Source organism: Micromonospora sp. NPDC005172 (assembly GCF_040608555.1).
Classification (GTDB): Bacteria; Actinomycetota; Actinomycetes; order Mycobacteriales; family Micromonosporaceae; genus Micromonospora.
Window position 1 is genome coordinate 1 of record NZ_JBEXIL010000055.1, and the last position, 16,634, is coordinate 16,634.

Below are 16,634 nucleotides of genomic sequence, written 5' to 3' on the forward strand. Positions count from 1 at the left end.
GAGGAGGGCAAGCTGCGCGGTCTGGACACGCACCTGTCGTACCGGATCGGGTTGCGGACCTTCTCGGCGGTGGAGAGCCGGATCGTGCTCGGCGTGCCGTACGCGTACGAGCTGCCCAACGCGCCGGGGCACGGCTACCTGAAGACCGAGAACTCCACGATGGTGCGGTTCCGGGCGACCTATGTGTCACGACCGCCCACGCTGGGCAATGCCGACCCGGGCACTGCCCTGGCGGAACCCGGTGCGACGGTGCTGGACCTGGTGGTGAACCAGCTTCGTGGCCGGGGGCTCCCGGCGCACCAGGTCTGGCTGCCGCCGCTGGCCGAGCCGCCGACCCTGGGTGAGCTGCTGCCAGCCCTGAGCCTGCACCCGCATTTCGGGCTGTGCACCGCGGAGTGGGCCGGCCGAGGTCGGCTCACCGTGCCGGTCGGCGTGGTCGACCGCCCCTACGAACAGCGCCGTGAGCCGATGATGGTGGACCTCGCCGGGTCGGGTGGCAACGTGGTGATCGTGGGCGGGCTGCTCAGCGGCAAGAGCACCCTGCTGCGGTCGATGATCGCGGCGCTCGCCCTCACCCACACCCCGCGCGAGGTGCAGTTCTTCTGCCTGGACTTCGGTGGTGGCGCGCTGCGCAGCCTGTCGGAGCTGCCGCATGTGGCCGGGGTGGCCGTGCGACGGGACACCGAGAGGGTTCGCCGGACGGTGGCCGAGGTGGTCGCCGCGCTCGACGACCGGGAGACGCGTTTCGCGCGCGAGGGCGTCGACTCGATGGCCGACTACCGGCGTCGGCGTGCGGCCGGCGAGTTCGCCGACGACCCGTTCGGTGACATCTTCCTGGTCGTCGACGGCTGGAACACCCTGCGTCAGGACTACGAGGAGCTGGAACAGACCATCACCTACCTGGCCAACCGCGGGTTGAGTTTCGGTATCCACGTGGTCGTCACCGCCGTGCGCTGGGCAGAGGTCAGGATCGCCATGCGCGATCTCCTCGGCACCAGACTCGAACTGCGACTCGGCGACGCGGCCGAGTCGGAGATCGACCGGCGCGCCGCTCAGAATGTGCCGGCCGGTTCGCCCGGTCGCGGCGTGACGCCCGACAAGATGCACTTCCTCGCGGCGCTTTCGCGCATCGACGCGCGGCAGGACATCGAGGACCTCGGCGAGGCGTCGGTGGCGCTGGCCCGGCAGGTGGCGGCGAGTTGGCCGGGCCCCGCGGCCCCGGAGGTACGTCTGCTGCCGCAGAAGCTGACCGTCGCCGAGCTGGCCAAGGTCGTCGACCGGTCCGCGCCGGGGCTGCCCATCGGCGTCAACGAGTCGGCGCTGGCACCGGTCAACCTCGACTTCGCCGTCGAGCCGCACCTGACCGTCTTCGGCGATGCCGAGTGTGGAAAGAGCAACCTGTTGTGGCTGATCGCCCGGGGCATCGTGGAGCGATACACGCCGGCCCAGGCCCGACTGGTGATCGCCGACTACCGACGGAGCCTGTTGGGCGCGGTCGAGGGGGAGCACCTGCTCGACTACGCCGCGTCGAACAAGGTGTTCGGCGAGAGCATGATGTCCATTCGCGGTGCCCTGCAGAACCGGCTGCCCGGCCCGGAGGTGACCCCCGCGCAGCTGCGCGAGCGGAGCTGGTGGAAGGGGCCGGACCTCTTCGTCCTCATCGACGACTACGACCTGGTCGCCTCGGGCGGCAGCAACCCGGTCAGCGCCCTGCTCGAGCTGCTGCCCCAGGCCCGCGACATCGGCCTGCGTCTGATCGTCACGCGCCGGGTCGGTGGCGTGGCCCGCGCGCTCTACGAGCCGGTCCTGCAACGCCTGCGCGAACTCGACTCGCCGCTGCTGCTGATGTCCGGCAACCGGGAGGAGGGCGCCGTCGTGGGTAGTCTGCGGCCCAGCCCGCAGCCGCCGGGTCGTGGCACGCTGGTGCGCCGCAGCGACGGTCAGCAGCTCATCCAGACGGCGTTGGTCGGGCCGGTTTGACCACCTCCGCGCATCAGCGGGGGTGAGGCGCGGGAATGTCCGCGTACTCCTCGGATGCGCGCCGCTCGGCGGCCGCCGCCTGGTCCGTCGCGTCGGCGATCCGGGCGGTCAGCCGGCTCGCCGCCGCACGCACCGCCATCGGCGCGGTGGTGGCCGCATCGGACGCGGGGACGACCTCACCCTGAGGCGTGACCACCAGCCCCGCGAGGCGCGCGTCGGCGGCGGCCGCGAGAGCGAGCCGACGTGCCCGGCTCAGGTCGTCGTCGCGAGCCGTTACCGCGCCGGCGATCCGGGCGTACGCGTCGTGCGCGTCGTCGAGGTGGCGCGCCAGCCGCCGAAGGACCTCGTCGGTGTCCTGCTGGGCCGAGCCTGCCCGCCAGTGCCCGGCCAGCAGGCGATGCAGCCGCCGGAGTTCGTCGGCTGCCTCGCCGAGCGCCTGCGCGGCCTGGCTCCATCGCTCGCCCCGGTCCGCGTCGCCGCTCGGCGGCGCGGCCACCAACCGCGCGTAGGGCAGGGCCGCCGTGTCGTCGGTCGTCATCCGTCACCACGGTGCGCGAACCGGCGCGCCATCTCGTCGTCGGCGACCGAGACCGAAGCCACGACGGTACGGATGGCATCGGCGACCTGACGCAGGTCCTCGCTGATCCGCGGTAGCTCGTCGACCCACTCGAGGACGGCGGCAGGGGCCGTCTCGTCGGCGACCAGGGCTCCGACCGCGTGGATGCGGTTCGCGAGCGTGTCGATGTCGCGGGCGACGTCGCGGAGGTTCTCGGGATCCATGTCGAGGGCACTGCTGCTGCTCATCGGTCGCTCACCTCCCACGGCAGACGGCCACCGGCGTGCCCCGGTCGAGCGCTCAGGACGCTCTGCGGACGCCCAGGTCGGCGAGCCACACCTCGGCGAGGTCGCTGAGTGCGACACCGAGGACCTCGCTGAGGCAGACCACGGTGCCGAACGCCGGTGCCGGAAGCCGACCCACCTCGATCTTGCGCAGGGTCTCCGGTGAGATGCCGGCTGCCAGGGCCACCTCGACGAGGCTGCGGCTGCCTCGCGCGACCCGGAGCGCCGCGCCGAGGCGTTGCCCCGCGGCGATCTGTGCCGGAGTGAGTGGTGGCCGAACCATGTGAGCAGGATAGTTCCGCCCTCGTGGACCGGCAATGTCGACCCGCTGGTCGTCCGGACGACGTGGTATAAATATACCGCATCGGATGGGGAGGATTGATCGTGATCGAGCTGAAGTCCGCCGCGGAGATCGATCGGATGGCCGTGACCGGCCAGTTCGTCGGTGAGCTGCTGGCCGAGCTGCGGGCGGTCGCCGCCGTCGGCGTCAACCTGCTGGACATCGAGCACCACGCCCGCAGCCGCATCTCGGAGCGGGGTGCCGATTCCTGCTACTGGGACTACACACCGTCCTTCGGTCGTGGGCCCTTCCGCAACGTCCTGTGCCTCTCGGTCAACGACGCCGTGCTGCACGGCCTGCCGCACGACTACGTCCTGCGCGACGGTGACCTGCTGAGCATCGACATGGCGGTCCAGATCGACGGCTGGGCCGCCGATTCAGCGCTGTCCGTCGTCGTCGGCACCCCCGCCCCGGCCGACCTGAAGCTGATCGAGGCCACCGAGGTCGCGCTGGAGGCCGGCATCGGTGCCGCACGGCCGGGCAACCAGCTCGGCGACATCTCCGCCGCCATCGGCGAGGTCGCCCACCGCTACGGCTACCAGGTCAACAACGAGTTCGGTGGGCACGGCATCGGCCGCACCATGCACGAGGCCCCGCACGTGCCCAACAACGGCCGTCCCGGCCGGGGCATGACACTCAAGCCCGGCCTGACGGTGGCGATCGAGCCGTGGTTCTGCCGCACCACCGATAAGATCAAGTTCGACCAGGACGGCTGGACGATCCGATCCGCGGACGGCTCGCGCTCGGCCCACTCCGAGCACACCGTCGCGGTCACCGAGACCGGTCCCCGCGTACTGACGCCTCGGCCGGGGCAGGTCGCAGGGCCGGGCAGCCGCAGCGGACAGTCGGCCGTGACGTCCTGACGATGGGCGCGTGCCCGCGCCGATCATTCGGGCTCGATCGGAACCGTGACGGTGACCCGCGTCGGGCCGCCGACCGGGCTGTCGACCAACAGGCGGGCGTCGATGGCGTCGAGCCGGCCGGTGATACCGCGTAGGCCGGTGCCACCGGCTCCGGCTGTCGAGCAGCTTCGCCACCACCGTGGGGTCGAGGGCGGTGCCACCCGCGGCGACCCGGCGGACCGCGTCGACGAACTCACCGAGGTCGGACACCCGGTCCTTGAGCAGGTAACCGATTCCGCCGTGGCCGTCGGCCAGCAGTTCCCGCGCGTACAGTCGCTCCACGTACGCCGAGAGCACCAGCACCGGGAGGCCCGGCACCTCGGCCCGCGCCGCGAGCGCGGCCCGCAGACCCTCGTCGGTGTACGTCGGAGGCAGCCGTACGTCGACCACTGTCACGTCGGGTCGACGGTTGACGAGTTCGGTCAGCAGATCCGGCCCGGTGCCCACGGCGGCGACGACCTCGAAACCGTGTGCCTCCAACAGCCGGATCAACCCGTCCCGCAACAGCACCAGGTCTTCCGCCACCACCACCCGCACACCGCAGACGGTAGCCGGCCGACCCGCCCGGCGTGGGAACGCGTCAGCGGAGGCCGGCGAAGAGGTCGTCCTCGGGAACGGGCGCGTCGGTGTTGTCCCGCACCCGGACGAAGGTCTCCACGCCCATCAGCTCGGTGAACCGCTCCTGGCCAAGTTGGAGGAAGAAGATGTTCTCGGTCTGGCTGGCGTGCGCGGCCAGGGCCTCGAACTTCTGGGCACCGTGGTCGCGGGTGTCGACCCAGGTGGTGATCTCGTCGTCGGGAAGACCCAACTCGGGCATGTCCGACGACTCGTCCGGGTCGGCCCACTCGATGCCGAGCTCCTTCATCACCCGGCCGAACTCCGCGAACGCCGTCCGGGGCACCGTCGTCCAGTAGACCTTCGCGGGGACGTCGGTCTGTGCCACGGCGGCCATGGTGATGCGGTGCGCCTGGATGTGGTCGGGGTGACCGTAGAACCCGTTCTCGTCGTAGGTGACGATGACGTCGGGTCGGTACCGTCGGATCAACTCGCCCAGCCGGTCCGCGGCCTCGGCCACCGGCGTGGTCCAGAAGGAGCCGGGCTGGTCGTTCGTCGACCAACCCATCATCCCGGAGTCGCCATAGCCGAGCGTCTCCAGGTGGGTGACCTTCAAGGTGGCGGCGCTGGCCTCCAGCTCGGCCTGGCGCATGGCCACGACGGCGGCCGGGTCGTGGCCGGGCTCGCCGGGCTTGACCCCGCCGGGCCCGTCGCCGCACCGCCCGTCGGTACAGGTCACGAGGACCGTGGTGACGCCCTCGGCGGCGTACCGGGCGAGGACGCCGCCGGTGCTCGTCGCCTCGTCGTCGGGGTGCGCGTGCACCGCCATCAGGGTCAGGGATCGCTCAGCCATGTCACCACCCTACGACCAGCGTCGCATCCGGTCTGGCAGCGACCGCATCCTAGCCATTCGCCGGACGGCCCTGACGTCCTTGCCGAAGCCGCTCGCGGGCGACTCGGGGCTCCCTACGCTTCTCCGGGGGCGGCGTCGGCGCACTCAGGGTGCGCCCGACAGCCTCGAACCAGGCGACGAAGGGGACCGGTTCCATGGCGGTGTTCGATGACGTGCGACAGATCGACGCCGGCGTCCTGAACGTCGGGTACGTCGATGCCGGGCCGCCGGACGGGCCCCCCGTGATCCTGCTGCACGGCTGGCCGTACGACATCCACAGCTTCGTCGACGTCGTGCCGCTGCTCACCGACGCCGGCCACCGGGTCGTGGTGCCGTACCTGCGGGGTTACGGCACGACGCGCCTCCTCGCCGACGACGCCGTCCGCAACGGCGAGCCGGCCGCGATGGGACTCGACCTCATCGCTCTCCTGGACGCCCTCGACATCGACAGCGCGAAGCTGGCCGGATTCGACTGGGGCGCGCGTACGGCCGACGTCGTGTCCGCGTTGTGGCCCGAGCGCTGTTCCGGTCTGGTGTCGGTCAGCGGCTATCTGATCGACGGTCAGGAGTCGGGCCGTACGCCGCTGCCGCCGAAGGCCGAGTTCTCCTGGTGGTACCAGTACTACTTCGCCACCGAGCGCGGCCGGCAGGGGTACGACCGTAGCCGCCGCGACTTCGCCCGGCTGATCTGGCAGACGGCATCGCCGAGGTGGACGTTCGACGACGCGACGTTCGACCGTAGCGCGGCCGCGTTCGACAATCCCGACCACGTCGACATCGTGATCCACAACTACCGGTGGCGGCTCGCCCTGGCCGAGGGCGAACCGCAGTACGCCGAGGTGGAGGAGCGCCTGGCCGGCAAGCCGAAGATCACGGTTCCCAGCATCACCCTGGAGGGTGACGCCAACGGCGCGCCTCACCTGGACCCCAGCGTCTACGGCAAGCAGTTCGCCGGCCGGTACGAGCACCGGATCGTCGGCGGTGGCATCGGGCACAACCTGCCCCAGGAGGCGCCACGGGCGTTCGCCGACGCGATCCTGGAGGTGTGAGCCGTCTCCGGTGCCCGTGCCGCGCGCCCCGGCCCGCGAGCCCCTACGAGGTGATCCGGAAGGTGGCGTCCTGTCGATCCGTGGCGCTGGAGCTGGCGCTCAGCGGGTCGATGCGCAGCACGTAGTTGTAGTGCCGGAGGTAGCGGGTCGGGTAGTTGTAGGAGCGGAACGACGTCCAGGACGCGTCGGCCAGGCCGGCGGTGCGGTAGAAGGTCGCGTCGGCCCGGAACGCCGAACTGTTGTCGTTGGCCTCCAGCCGTACCTCGTAGTTGTAGTGGCGCAGGAAGAGGCCGGGCTTGTTCACCGACTCGAACGACACCGCCGCGGCGTCGGCGAGACCGGGAACCATCCGCCACAACTGGTCCTGGTACGGGTCGAACGGGTACGTGTCGACGCGGGCCACGTAGTTGTAGTGCCGCACGTAGCGGTCCGGCAGGTTGGAGGACTTCAGCCGGACCCAGTTCGGCGTTCCCCAACGCGCGACGAGACCGGCGTACTCGGCGTCGCTGATGCCGGTCATCGACCCGTGTTTCGCGTTCAACGGTGGGGTGTAGTCGCGCTGGTTCAGCGGCGTCCAGGAGTTGGCGCCGATGGCGGTTGTCGACCAGGCGTAGTAGTCGTTGTTGACCGGGCTGTACGAGTCGCCCCACAGTCGCCAGCCGCTGCCGTCGACGGCCTTGACCAGCAGCGGCGCCTCGATACCGCTGCCCTGTAGAAGCCCCGAGGTGTACGTGGTGAAGCTGTTCGGCGCGCCGCTGCCGGACCGGGCGCCGTAGAGGTTCCCGTTGGCGAGGTTCTTGTAGTACAGGTAGGTGGTGCCCCCGTCGACGACGACGTCGCCGTCGAGGACCCCGAAGCCGGGGCTGAAGAACACCTGCGGCGAGCTGACCGTCCGGAAGTCGCTGGTGTAGTTGACCAGGAACACGTCCTGACCGTTGTTCGCCGAGTAGACGATGGCGTACTGCCCCCGGGCCGCGTCCCAGAACGCGGTCGGCGCCCACGTGTGGGTGTTCAGCGTGTGCATCCGGATTCGGCGGTAGCCGGTGAGACTGGTCAGGTCGGCCGAGTCCCACACGTGCAGGTACTGGCTGGTCTGGTTCCAGTTGGTGCCCTTGAGATCCGTGGCCAGCACCACGAAGGTGCCGTCCTGCTTGCGGAGGACGAACGGGTCCCGCAGGCCCAACTGCCCGGCGGTCGGTGTGACGACGGGGTTGTTCTGGTTCAGCGGCGTCCAGTTGAGACCGTCGCGGCTGACGGCGAGGTGCAGTCCGTAGTCCGCGCCCAGGCCCTGTGGGGACTCGGTGAAGTAGGCCATGGCGTACGAGGTGTTCGGCGCGGCGAGGGCGGTGCGCGGCAGGCTCAGCGCGCCGGTGGCGGCAGCGGCGGTGGACAGCGCGCCCAGGGTGAACGCGCGTCGGGTCAGAGGCACGGTCGGTGGCCTTTCTGCGGCGGGACGGGTCGCGGCACCAGACGCTTTGCATTCGTGCTTATCGATGTGATCGCTAACGTACGACGTCGGCGACACGCCTGCAACCCCTCGTGACCGCCGACCCGAGGCCCGCTCTCACCGGCCGGAGGCCGCCCGCCCACGCCGTTGCCGACGCGGCGCGGACACCGGCTCCGGGCGTTCGACGCGGGTCGGGTCGCCCCGCACGAGGTCGTCGTGGATGCGCCAACGGGCGACGGCGACCGCGCGCCGGGCCGCCTCGTCGCCGCGCTCGACACGCTGGCGCAGCAGTTCGAGGGCGATACGCCGGTTCAGGCTGAACTGCCGTTCGTCGTCCACCACCACGACGAGGCCCGAGGGACGGTGGGTGGCGCGTACCGCCGTGCTGGCCTTGTTCCGGTGCTGGCCGCCGGGACCGCCGGTGCGGCAGCCGACGATCTCCACGTCGGCCTCGGCGAACGTCGTCGTCGGCGCGTCGCTCGGCGGCGGTTGCGCCGTCACGTACCAGTTCTTACGACCCACGCCCGCCCGGTAGGGGCTGGGCGCCTGCCAGCAGAGCGTCCCCGTCCAGGAGGCCGCGAACGCCTCGGCGTCGGCGCCGGACATCCGGATCAGCGCCGACCGACAGGTGCCGGGCCCGTCGCCAGGGGCCACCTGGACCCGCTGGACAGTCACGCCCTGCCGAACGGCGTCACCCTCCAGACGGCGCAGCAGCTCGGCCAGCGCCCACGCGCACTCCCGCGGCCCACGGCCGGCGGAGAGCAGCAGGTACGCGCTCACGACCGACCCCGCCCGCGACGCTGCTCACGCCGGTCCGACCGGGCCCCGACGTCCGGCGTCTTGTAGGTGACCAGGGGGATCGTGGTGGCCACCGGCGTGGCGAGCCGATGCTCGACGAGGTCGCCGATCACCTGCTCGATCCGCTTGTACGCCGTGGGCGCCTCCTCGAAGAGCAACTGGCGGTCGCCGCACACCACGAGCGAACCCGCCGGGGTACGCCGCAGCTCCTCGACCGTGTGCTTGGCGCGGCCCCGGCGCAGGGCGTCGGCGCGGGACATCTTGCGACCCGCGCCGTGCGCCACCGAGTGGTTGGCGTCCGCCCCCGCGTGGGCCGCCACGAGGTAGGACGCGGTGCCCCGCGTACCGGCGACCAGCACGTCGCGGCCGTCACCGGGTGCCGCCCCCTTGCGGTGCAGGTAGACGCCGTCGCGCACCTCGACCAGGTTGTGGCACTGGTCGACGACCGGCTCGGCCGGCTCGGCGCCCAGAGCGTAGGCGACCCGGGCGGCCAGCAGCCGCCGGTTGAGCGAGCCCCAGCGCACCGCCTCGTCGTGTCGGGCCAGGTATGCGGCCGGGTCGGGAGCGGGACCCGCACCGTGCACCTCGGTGTGCGTACGCAGGATCCGCTCACCCAGACCCCGCGACCCGCTGTGCACGACGAGGACGAGGTCACCGGTCGCGAGCCCGAGACGCTGTGCGTGCTCCGGCGCGAAGACGGTGTCGACGCGGGCCAGCTCGACGAAGTGGTTACCGCGGCCGACCGTGCCGAGTCCGTCCCGATAGTCGCCGGGAACGTCACCCGCGACAACGGCCCACGCCGGGTCGTCGGCGCCCAGCTCGCTGTCGAGCGGACGGTCGAGGTCGGGGAACCGCGCGGCCAGCCGCTCGGGTACGACGCGCCGGAGTCGAATGGGGAACACGGCGATACCGCATCCGATGTCGGAGCCCACCAGGAACGGATACAGCACGGTCGACGCCATGGCCGCGCCGATGGGGGCACCCTTTCCGGGGTGCAGGTCCGGCATGCCGGCGACGTGGACCATGCCGTCGAGGGCGGCCACCTGCCGGCACTGGTCGAGCGCGGCGGACTCGATCCAACTCGCGGCGGACGCGAACACCGTGACGGTGGCGGGGGCGGGCGGGGACAGGGACTCCCGAGGGAGGTGGTACTCGGACAATGACGCTCACTTCTCGCTGGATCGCAAGGAACGGACGGAGGTACGGCACCGGGCGGCGCGAAGCGGCCTCGGCGCGGTGCTCGGATGGTGTCCGTCAGTACGTCATGGGCACCACTCTGGCGACGTCCGTCGCAGGCGGCAACCCATTAACGTGGGGCCGCGACACCCGAGGCCCCGGTGCGCGACGTCTGGTCGGCAACGATTGACGCCGTACGACATCTGTCGGATGGGCGATGGCCGGAGGGGCCGGTGTCCCGTCATCATCCGGGGATGCTGACGGGGCGTGACGGCATGCTCGCGCAGGCCCGCACCGCGCTGGTGCGGGCCGACGGCGCTGTCCTCATCGGTCCGGCGGGGGTCGGTCGCACGGCCCTCGCCCGGGCGGTCGTCGCCGAGTTACCGCCCCGACTGTTCGCCATGGTGTGGATCACCGCCACCGAGGCGAGCAACGAGGTGCCCTTCGGCGCGCTCGGGCAACTCCTCACCGGGGGTCACCCAGCCCTGCACCCGGCCCTGGTGCACAGCAGTGTGCGGGCCAGCCTGGTCGAGCGGTGCGGTCCTACCCGTACACCCGTCCTGGTCGTCGACGACGCGCACCTGCTCGACGGACCGTCGGCCGGCGTGCTTCTCGGCCTCGTGCAGGCGCGTGCGGTCCGGGCCCTGGCCACCGTCCGGTCGGGAGTGCCGGCGCCGGACGCCGTCGTCGCGCTCTGGAAGGACGCGGGGCTCTGCCGGCTGGTGGTACCCGCCCTGACCGAGGCCCAGGTCGGCACGCTGGCGACCGAGCGGTTGGCCGGCCCGGTCAGCCGGTCCACCACCCACCTGCTGTGGCAGTGGACGGGCGGGTTACCGCATCTGGCGGTGGCGTTGGTCGACCACGGGCGCGAGGTCGGTTCGCTCGTGCGCGACAGCGACCAGTGGCGCTGGCGCGCCGGCTTGGCGGTGCCGGCGCAGGTGGCCGATCTGCTCGACCGGGAGCTGGACCGCGTCGGCCGCCCCGGCGAGGAGGCGCTGGCCGCCATGGCGCTCGGCGGGCCTCTGCCGCTGGCCGTGGCGGAGGCCGCCGCGTCGCCGGAGCTGCTCGCCGATCTCGAACAGCTCGGCATGATCCGCAGCGAGGAGCGCGGCGACCAGGTCCTGGTGCGGTTACGCGATCCGATGCTCGGCGCGGCGGTCCGTCGGCGGATGTCGCCCGCGCGGCGTCGACGCGTGTCCGCCGCGCTGCTGGCCGGTACCCGCCAGGCCAGCCCGCGCGGACCGCAGGGTGTGGCCAGCGCACTCTGGGCGGTGCACGCCGGCCAACCGGTCGGGCCGCCGGAGTTGATCAGGTCGGCCGGCCTCTGCCTGTACGTCGACCCGGCCGCCTCGGAACAGCTGGCCCGTCGCGCCTGGCACGAGGGTGGCGGCGCGCCGGCGGCGGTCGCGCTCGGTGCCGCGCTGGTCGAGCAGGGACGCGCCGTCGAGGCGTACGAGACGCTGGACACCGCCGCACGGGACGCGGAGGCGGCCGGTGACCGGACCGCCCGGGTGACGGTGGGCATGGCCGTGGCTGCGCACCGCCTCTGGGTCGGGCGCGAGCCCCGGCAGGCGTACGACGACCTGCGGCGGCTGCGCGCGGACGCCGCAGCGGCCGGTGACCTGGCCGGCCAGGCGGAGTTGGCGGCTCTCGGTGTGGTGGTCCAGTTGTTCAGCGGCGAGGCGGCGCAGGCGCTGACGAGCGCTCGCCAGCTGCTAGGGGAGGCACTTTCGCGCGGCGCGCGCCTGCGGGTCACCCTGGCGTCGGTTGCCGCGCTGGTGCTGGCCGGCCACACCGAGGAGGCGGTACGGGTGGGCCGCGCGGCTGTCGAGACGGTCGAGCGGTCCGGCTCGTCGGCGTTGCCGCAGGTCCGCGGAATGGCCGGCGCGGCGCTTGCACTGGCCGAGCTGTGGCGTCAGCCCACCCCGACCGGTCCGCTCACCGACCCGGCCGCCGGGCGGTGGCCGCTGCCGCCGGACCCGCTCGTCTCCGGGCTCTCCCACACCGCCTGGCCCCTGTTCGACGGCTACGCCCAGCGGGTCAGCGGGGATCGGGCGGGCGCCATCAGCCGGCTCCGGGACGCCGTCGCCCAGCAGGCCGGCGGCAACGGGATGTTCCGCTCCGAGGCCACCGGTTGGCTGGCCGTCACCCTTGCCGAGGACGGCCGCCCGGACGAGGCGGAGGCGGTGTTGCGGGACCACCGGGTCGACGCGGTCGCGCTGATCCCGGGACTGCGCCCGTGGGCGCAGGCGGCGGTCGCCGCGGCGTCCGGCCGGCCGGCGCGAGCCGGCGGACTGATGGACGAGGCGATCGTCGTCGCCCACGCGTCCGGGAGCTGGCTGGTGGAGCTGGGCTACCTCATCTACGCCGCGCATCTGGACCCGGTCGCCGGTCCCGCCCGCTACGCGGACCGCATTGCCGAGGCCATCGGCCACGTGGACGCCGAGCGGCTCGTCGCGGCCGGGCGGGCGGTGATCGCGCTGGCCGGACGCGATCCGACCGTGATCCTGGAGCACGCGCACCGCCTCGTGGACATGAACATGACCGGTCAGGCGCTGAAGGTGGCCGGCGAGGCCGGTCGTCGATCCGGGGCGACCGACACCGGCGGGCTCGCCGTCGACCTGCGCGCCCGGCTGCGATCGGCGGTACACGACGGCCCGGCGAGGGTGGCGGGGCTGACCGCGCGCGAGAGGCAGATCGCCGGGTTCGCCGCCCGGGGCCTGTCCGACCGGGAGATCGCCGAGGCGTTGGTGCTGTCGGTGCGTACCGTGCAGACACACCTGGGACGGGCGTACCGCAAGCTGGCGGTGACCTCGCGGCGGGACCTGTCGGACGCGTTACGGCCGACCGGCTGAGGACGCGGCGGCGGCCGTGGCGCGACAAGCGCCACGGTCACCGCCGCGTCCTCAGCTCGACCGCCCTTATGAAACGGCTAGGAGTTCTTCGTGTAGCAGGTGACCCTGCCGTTGGAATCCTCGCGGCAGTCCGCGCCCTTGGCGCCGAGGACGTTGATCGTGCCGACCAGGAGGGTGAAACCCAACCCGGTCAGGATCGCCGTGCCCACCTTCTTGGCCACCTCGGCGAAGTTGGCCGTGACGTCGAGCCGGAAGCTGACCGGCGCGTACCGGATCTGCTCCCACAACTCGGCTATGCGCGGGTCGTGACCGGTGATGCTGAAGTCGTCGCTGCTGTGGTCATCGGTCACCCGGCCGGTGGCGATGGCCACGAACACGTTCCTGTGCTGGTCCACGACGTTCGGCCCGGCGGCGAAGCTCCAACTGTGGCTGAGGAAGCCGTTCTCGTGCACGTGCCCCTGGAACCAGTAGTGACCGTCGCTGGCCATCCGCAGCCAGGCCGTGCCCTTGACGCTCGACGGCAGCAGGCTGCCGGAGAACGTCTCGGTCCACTCCTGTTCCAGTCGGTCCATCGCCACCCTCGTCGACCCGCCGGAATGCCCGACCTGCGTACCCACCTGACGCAGCGTCAGCGGCGCACGGATGTCGAGGTACTGGGCGGCGGCGGTACGGACGCTGGTCATGACCTCACTCCCTCGACTTCCAGAAATGGGTGGTCCCGTTCTCGTCCTTGTACGCGTGGACCTTGCCCGGCTGGCCGAAGAACGCGATCCACCCGGCGACCACCGCGCCGAAGAGCACCACCGGGATCCACTTCAGGATGTTGCCGATCAGCTGCCCCACGTTCATCGTCACGCTCAGCCGGAAGTTCACGCTGGCGGTGCTGAGTTGATCCCAGTACTGCGCGATCCGCGGGTCCTGCCCGTGCTCGGCGAAGTCGTCGCTGCTGTGGTTGTCCGACACCTTGCCGCTCGCGGAGAAGACGAAGGCGTTGCCGTCGTCGTCCACGAAGCCCGGCGTGGCGACCATCGACCAACTGTGCGCGACGGCGCCGTTCTCGTGCACGTGCCCGTCGAACATGTAGCCGCCGTCGCTGAACAGCCGCAGCCACGCCGAACCCTTGACGCTGGAGGGCAGCAGGCTCCCGGAGAACCACTCGCTCGACGTCTGTTCGAGTTGCACGAGCAGCCGCCGGGTGGAGCCGGTGGGGTGGCCGAGCTCGGTGCCGACCTCCCGTACCGTCATGGGCGCCTCGAAGCGCAGGTACTTCCCGGCGGCCTGACGCAGACTGGTCATGACGTGGTCACCAGGATCGGCACCAGCGCCCGACCGGTCGGCAGCGGCCCGAGCGCCTTGCCCAGGATCGCCCCGACCGCCTTGAGCGGGTCGGCAACCCGCATCGCGTGCCCCCGGGTGGGGGACGTGGTCAGCAGGTCGCCGGGGCGCACCGCGCCGTGCGTCGCGTCGACCAGGCAGTAGACCTTGCCGGCCAGGGCCAGCGGGCGGCGCTGGTCACTGTCCGGACGGCGGTCCAGCACCATCGCCGGCGCGAAGCTGCCGGCCCCGGAGACCACGCCGGCCACCGCGCTGTCGTACGGCTTGTCGGCCAGCTCCAACGCGCCGGTCTCTCCGATCACGAGCACCGCGCCAGGGATCGCCGTGTGCAGGTGGTCGGCTGCGACGTCGAACTCCTCGGCCAGGTCCGCGTTGGCGAGCGAGATGTCGCCGTGCACACCGTCGATGACCACGGTGTACGCCCGGGTGTCGGGGTTGGCGAAGGACATCGAACTCTGGTCGCCGCTGATCGCGACCGTGTAGGTGCGGGTCTTGCTGTGGCAGAACTTGATGTGGTTGTTGACCCCGTCGAGGTCGACCTCGTTCGCCGCGACGACCTTCGAGTTGACCGCGTTCGTCGCGGACACGGTGGTCGCCGTGACAGTGGGGCTGTTGACGTTGTTGGCCGCCCACAGGTCACCCGTCGTGCCGTTGAGCAGCAGCTTGTACTGCCGGGTGTCGGGGTGGGCGAACGACATCGAACTGTGCTCGCCGTCGATGCCGACGGTGTACGTACGGGTCTTGCTGTGGCAGAACTTGACGTGGTTGTTCGGGCCGTCCAGGTCGACCTGGTTGGCGCTGAGGCTGCGGCTGTTGACGTTGTTGGCCGCCCACAGGTTGCCGTTCTGCCCGTCCAGGATCGTCGTGTAGGCGCGCTTGTCGTTCGCGAGGCTGATGGTGCTGGTGCCACCGTTCATCCCGATCGTGTACGCACGGGTCGTGAAGTTGGTGAGCACCAGCGCGTTGTCCGCGCCGTCGAGCACGACGGCGCGGGCGGCGACCGTGTCGGCGGTGATGGTCGTCGGCGGCGCCGGCGTGGGTGTGGCCGGTGCCGCCTGTGCGTCGCCCTTGGCCGCCGGCGTCGCCGTGTCGGGCGGCCCGTCGGCGCGCTGTGCCTGCTCCGCCTGGCGGTCCTGGGTGGGTGCCCGGACCGGCGGCGGTGCCGGTGCGGCGATGTCCGCTCGGGTCGGGGCGTCGTCCGTGGTGGTTCGCTGCGGTGGCGTGGTCGGTGGTGTGGTGGGCCGGGCGATCGCCTCGGCGCTGTCCGGGTTGCTGGCCTTCGCGGCCTCGTTGCTGGTCATGTGTCCATTGCAGCCGCCGGCCAGCCGTCGAGCGTCCGCAGTCACTACGTAGGTTGGCCGACCCGACTACGTAGGAGCCGCGGGCCAACCTGCCGACCCGGTGAGCGGCGCCCCGCCCTGCCGCTCGTCGGTCCGGACGGCCCGGCCCACCGCGCACGGTGCGGAGGGGCTGGAGCTGGTGGTCGGGAACCGGAAGCGGCGCAGCTCCTCGATGCGCTCGTAGACGCGTGCGAACACCGGGTGGGACACCGCGGCCACGTCGACCTCCAGCCTGTCACGATCAGGGTTCCCGGCAGCGATCACAATCATGAGCGGCGATGTCGACCGCGCCGGCGCGGCGCGCTCCGTAGGCTGGTTTCATCCTGCGAACCTGCGCAACGCCCGTGGACGGGGAGTGATTCGATCATGAAGATCGCCGTCATCGGCGGGAGTGGCCTCATCGGCTCCAAGGTCGTCGAGAACCTCGGTGGGCAGGGCCACGAGGCGGTGGCGGCGTCGCCCAAGACCGGCGTCAACACGCTTACCGGCGATGGGGTGTCCGAGGCCCTCGACGCCGCCGACGTCGTCGTCGACGTGTCGAACTCCCCGTCGTTCGAGGACACCGCCGTGCGGGAGTTCTTCGAGACGTCGACGCGGAACCTCCTCGCCGCCGCCGCGACCGCCGGTGTGGGGCACTACGTGGTGCTCTCCATCGTGGGCTCCGACCGGCTTCCCGAGGGCGGGTACATGCGGGCGAAGCTCGCACAGGAGAAACTGGTGGCCGCCTCCGGACTGCCGTACTCGGTGGTCCGGGCGACCCAGTTCTTCGAGTTCGTCCAGGGCATCGTCGACGCCGCCACGGACGGCGACACGGCACGGCTGGCGCCGGTGCTCATCCAACCCATGGCAGCGGACGACGTCGCGTCCGAGGTGACAGCGGTCGCGCTCGGCGCACCGGTGGACGGCACCGTCGAGATCGCCGGCCCGGAGCAGTTCCGCCTCGACGAGTTGGGTCGGTCGTTCCTCGCCGCCCGCCACGACTCCCGTTCGGTGGTGACCGACCCCGGCGCGAGGTACTTCGGCGCCACCCTCAAGGAGCGCTCTCTCGTCCCCGCCGACGGCGCACGCATCCCCGGCACACGCCTGGACGACTGGCGTGCCTCCCAGCCGGCACGCTAGCCGTGG

16 protein-coding genes and 1 pseudogene are annotated in these 16,634 nt (G+C 71.7%); 5 read left to right on the forward strand and 12 right to left on the reverse strand.

What is annotated here, in order from left to right; translation table 11 throughout:
* A partial coding sequence (gene eccCb, locus ABZV06_RS27175; protein WP_355625021.1) for a type VII secretion protein EccCb occupies positions 1-1,980 on the forward strand: 1,980 nt, incomplete at its 5' end.
* Positions 1,981-1,993: 13 nt separating this feature from the next.
* On the opposite strand, the gene ABZV06_RS27180 is transcribed toward eccCb, so the two are convergent.
* From ABZV06_RS27180 to ABZV06_RS27190, 3 genes are read right to left on the reverse strand one after another with little or no spacing between them, the layout of a single operon-like run.
* Entirely contained in the window at positions 1,994-2,518 is a 525-nt protein-coding gene (locus ABZV06_RS27180) for a hypothetical protein (protein WP_355625023.1), read from the reverse strand.
* Positions 2,515-2,784: a hypothetical protein gene (locus ABZV06_RS27185; RefSeq protein WP_355248179.1), complete on the reverse strand. Its 270-nt coding sequence runs from the start codon at positions 2,782-2,784 to the stop codon at positions 2,515-2,517. Before ABZV06_RS27185 ends, ABZV06_RS27180 begins: the two co-directional genes overlap by 4 nt.
* 52 nt (positions 2,785-2,836) lie before the next feature.
* Positions 2,837-3,103, reverse strand: a complete 267-nt coding sequence (locus ABZV06_RS27190) for a helix-turn-helix transcriptional regulator (RefSeq protein ID WP_355248177.1) — start codon at positions 3,101-3,103, stop codon at positions 2,837-2,839.
* A gap of 101 nt (positions 3,104-3,204) precedes the next feature.
* On the opposite strand from ABZV06_RS27190, the gene map reads away from it, so the two are divergent.
* Positions 3,205-4,023, forward strand: coding sequence for a type I methionyl aminopeptidase (map, locus tag ABZV06_RS27195; protein ID WP_355625025.1), 819 nt, complete (start codon positions 3,205-3,207; stop codon positions 4,021-4,023).
* Positions 4,024-4,182: 159 nt separating this feature from the next.
* Here the strand turns inward: map and ABZV06_RS27200 are convergent.
* Positions 4,183-4,599: pseudogene (locus tag ABZV06_RS27200) on the reverse strand (response regulator transcription factor); the annotation flags it as partial.
* A gap of 43 nt (positions 4,600-4,642) precedes the next feature.
* Positions 4,643-5,470: a PIG-L family deacetylase gene (locus ABZV06_RS27205; RefSeq protein ID WP_355248171.1), complete on the reverse strand. Its 828-nt coding sequence runs from the start codon at positions 5,468-5,470 to the stop codon at positions 4,643-4,645.
* Between the two features lie 194 nt (positions 5,471-5,664).
* Between ABZV06_RS27205 and ABZV06_RS27210 the strand changes: the two genes are divergently transcribed.
* A complete protein-coding gene (locus tag ABZV06_RS27210) occupies positions 5,665-6,558 on the forward strand; it encodes an alpha/beta hydrolase (protein ID WP_355625027.1) in 894 nt (297 codons plus the stop codon).
* 43 nt (positions 6,559-6,601) lie between these two features.
* Here the strand turns inward: ABZV06_RS27210 and ABZV06_RS27215 are convergent, their stop codons facing one another.
* From ABZV06_RS27215 to ABZV06_RS27225, 3 genes are all read right to left on the reverse strand, one after another.
* Positions 6,602-7,987: a glycoside hydrolase family 43 protein gene (locus ABZV06_RS27215; protein WP_355625029.1), complete on the reverse strand. Its 1,386-nt coding sequence runs from the start codon at positions 7,985-7,987 to the stop codon at positions 6,602-6,604.
* Positions 7,988-8,122: 135 nt separating this feature from the next.
* Entirely contained in the window at positions 8,123-8,785 is a 663-nt protein-coding gene (gene prfH / locus ABZV06_RS27220; protein ID WP_355625031.1) for a peptide chain release factor H, read from the reverse strand.
* Entirely contained in the window at positions 8,782-9,963 is a 1,182-nt protein-coding gene (locus tag ABZV06_RS27225) for an RNA ligase RtcB family protein (protein ID WP_355625033.1), read from the reverse strand. The genes prfH and ABZV06_RS27225 overlap by 4 nt, the downstream gene beginning before the upstream one ends.
* Before the next feature lie 270 nt (positions 9,964-10,233).
* On the opposite strand from ABZV06_RS27225, the gene ABZV06_RS27230 reads away from it, so the two are divergent.
* Positions 10,234-12,834, forward strand: a complete 2,601-nt coding sequence (locus ABZV06_RS27230; protein WP_355248156.1) for a LuxR C-terminal-related transcriptional regulator — start codon at positions 10,234-10,236, stop codon at positions 12,832-12,834.
* Between the two features lie 77 nt (positions 12,835-12,911).
* Here the strand turns inward: ABZV06_RS27230 and ABZV06_RS27235 are convergent, their stop codons facing one another.
* From ABZV06_RS27235 to ABZV06_RS27250, 4 genes are all read right to left on the reverse strand, one after another.
* Positions 12,912-13,517 carry a hypothetical protein gene (locus tag ABZV06_RS27235; protein WP_355248153.1) on the reverse strand — a complete coding sequence of 202 codons (606 nt, stop codon included), beginning with the start codon at positions 13,515-13,517 and terminating at the stop codon, positions 12,912-12,914.
* 4 nt (positions 13,518-13,521) lie between these two features.
* On the reverse strand, positions 13,522-14,130 hold the full coding sequence (locus ABZV06_RS27240) for a hypothetical protein (RefSeq protein WP_355625035.1): 609 nt from the start codon (positions 14,128-14,130) through the stop codon (positions 13,522-13,524).
* Positions 14,127-15,470 carry a hypothetical protein gene (locus tag ABZV06_RS27245; RefSeq protein WP_355625037.1) on the reverse strand — a complete coding sequence of 448 codons (1,344 nt, stop codon included), beginning with the start codon at positions 15,468-15,470 and terminating at the stop codon, positions 14,127-14,129. The genes ABZV06_RS27240 and ABZV06_RS27245 overlap by 4 nt, the downstream gene beginning before the upstream one ends.
* A 66-nt stretch (positions 15,471-15,536) precedes the next feature.
* A complete protein-coding gene (locus ABZV06_RS27250; RefSeq protein WP_355625038.1) occupies positions 15,537-15,728 on the reverse strand; it encodes a hypothetical protein in 192 nt (63 codons plus the stop codon).
* A 147-nt stretch (positions 15,729-15,875) separates the two neighbouring features.
* Between ABZV06_RS27250 and ABZV06_RS27255 the strand changes: the two genes are divergently transcribed.
* Positions 15,876-16,628 (forward strand): NAD(P)H-binding protein, encoded by a 753-nt coding sequence (locus tag ABZV06_RS27255; RefSeq protein WP_355625040.1) that lies wholly within the window; start codon positions 15,876-15,878, stop codon positions 16,626-16,628.
* The last annotated feature ends 6 nt before the right edge of the window (positions 16,629-16,634 follow it).

What these genes read in the sequence shown, in the direction of transcription:
- ABZV06_RS27180 (WP_355625023.1), bottom strand. Translation starts at nt 2,518, where the DNA reads ATGACGACCGACGACACGGCGGCCCTGCCCTACGCGCGGTTGGTGGCC.
- ABZV06_RS27185 (WP_355248179.1), bottom strand. Translation starts at nt 2,784, where the DNA reads ATGAGCAGCAGCAGTGCCCTCGACATGGATCCCGAGAACCTCCGCGAC.
- ABZV06_RS27190 (WP_355248177.1), bottom strand. Translation starts at nt 3,103, where the DNA reads ATGGTTCGGCCACCACTCACTCCGGCACAGATCGCCGCGGGGCAACGC.
- ABZV06_RS27205 (WP_355248171.1), bottom strand. Translation starts at nt 5,470, where the DNA reads ATGGCTGAGCGATCCCTGACCCTGATGGCGGTGCACGCGCACCCCGAC.
- ABZV06_RS27210 (WP_355625027.1), top strand. Translation starts at nt 5,665, where the DNA reads ATGGCGGTGTTCGATGACGTGCGACAGATCGACGCCGGCGTCCTGAAC.
- ABZV06_RS27230 (WP_355248156.1), top strand. Translation starts at nt 10,234, where the DNA reads ATGCTGACGGGGCGTGACGGCATGCTCGCGCAGGCCCGCACCGCGCTG.
- ABZV06_RS27235 (WP_355248153.1), bottom strand. Translation starts at nt 13,517, where the DNA reads ATGACCAGCGTCCGTACCGCCGCCGCCCAGTACCTCGACATCCGTGCG.
- ABZV06_RS27240 (WP_355625035.1), bottom strand. Translation starts at nt 14,130, where the DNA reads ATGACCAGTCTGCGTCAGGCCGCCGGGAAGTACCTGCGCTTCGAGGCG.
- ABZV06_RS27245 (WP_355625037.1), bottom strand. Translation starts at nt 15,470, where the DNA reads ATGACCAGCAACGAGGCCGCGAAGGCCAGCAACCCGGACAGCGCCGAG.
- ABZV06_RS27255 (WP_355625040.1), top strand. Translation starts at nt 15,876, where the DNA reads ATGAAGATCGCCGTCATCGGCGGGAGTGGCCTCATCGGCTCCAAGGTC.